1 protein-coding gene is annotated in these 1,421 nt (G+C 63.1%); it reads left to right on the top strand.

Annotation, left to right across the window (positions count from 1 at the left end; genetic code table 11):
• A partial coding sequence (locus tag ACVWY0_RS22265; protein ID WP_485838629.1) for a primary-amine oxidase occupies positions 1-1,421 on the top strand: 1,421 nt, incomplete at both ends.

Raw genomic sequence — 1,421 nt, 5'->3', positions numbered from 1 at the left:
GTTGGGGTAGCACACCCTCTCGATCCGCTCTCCCGCGACGAGATTTCCCGGGCCGCGGCCATCCTGAAGGATGGCCAGGCCGCGGCCGAATCGTTCCGGTTCATCAGTATTGAGCTGCGCGAGCCGGAGAAGGAACTGCTCCGGTCCGGCGCGGCAACGGTCCGCGAGGCCGACGCGGTCCTCGTCGACCGGGCCGAGGCACGGTCCTACGAAGCAATCGTGGATCTGGACTCGGGCATCGTCTCGAAATGGACGCAGCTCGCCGCACACATCCACCCCCCGTTCATGCTCGACGAATTCGCCGAAGGTGAAGAGAGCTGCCGCAAGGACCCCGAAGTCCAGGCCGCCCTGGCCAAACGCGGCATCACCGACATGTCCCTGGTCTGCTTCGAACCCTGGTCCGTGGGCTACTTCGGCGAAGACGATCAGGGCCGGCGCCTGATGCGCGCCCTCGTCTTCGTCCGCGACGAAGCAGACGACAGCCCCTACGCCCACCCGATCGAGAACTTCATCGTCATCGTGGACCTGAACACCGGCGAAATCGTCAAGGTCGAAGACGACCAGGCAATCCCGGTCCCGTCCGCGAGCGGCAACTACCTGCCCAAGTACGTCGGCGAGGCCCGCACCGACCTCAAACCCATCTCCATCACCCAGCCCGAAGGCGCCTCCTTCACCGTCACCGGCAACCACGTCCAGTGGGCCGACTGGTCCTTCCGCGTCGGCTTCACCCCCCGCGAAGGCCTGGTCCTGCACCAGCTGAAATTCCGCAACAAAGGCGTCGAACGCCCCGTGATCAACCGGGCCTCACTCTCGGAAATGGTCGTCCCCTACGGTGACACCGCCCCCGTCCAGGCCAAAAAGAACGCCTTCGACTCGGGCGAATACAACATCGGGAACATGGCCAACTCCCTGACCCTGGGCTGTGACTGCCTGGGCGAGATCAAGTACTTCGACGGCATCACCGCCGACAGCCACGGCAACCCCCTGACCATCGAGAACGCCATCTGCATGCACGAAGAAGACGACTCGATCCTCTGGAAGCACTTCGACTTCCGCGAAGGCACCACCGAAACCCGCCGCAGCCGCAAACTCGTAATCTCCTTCATCGCCACCGTCGCGAACTACGAGTACGCCTTCTACTGGCACCTCTTCCTCGACGGCAGCATCGAGTTCCTCGTCAAGGCCACCGGCATCCTCTCCACCGCCGGCCAGAAACCCGGCGAGAAAAGCCCCTACGGCCAGACCCTGAACAACGACGGACTCTACGCCCCGATCCACCAACACATGTTCAACGTCCGCATGGACTTCGAAATCGACGGACCCACAAACGCCGTCTACGAAGTAGACATGGAAATCCCCGAACACAACCCCACCCACACCGCATTCAAAGCAGTCGACCGGCTCCTCGAAACCGAACAGGC

The organism is Arthrobacter sp. UYNi723 (assembly GCF_054057635.1).
The sequence above is the reverse complement of the archived record's forward strand: the minus strand, read 5'-3'. Positions and strand labels throughout refer to the sequence as shown.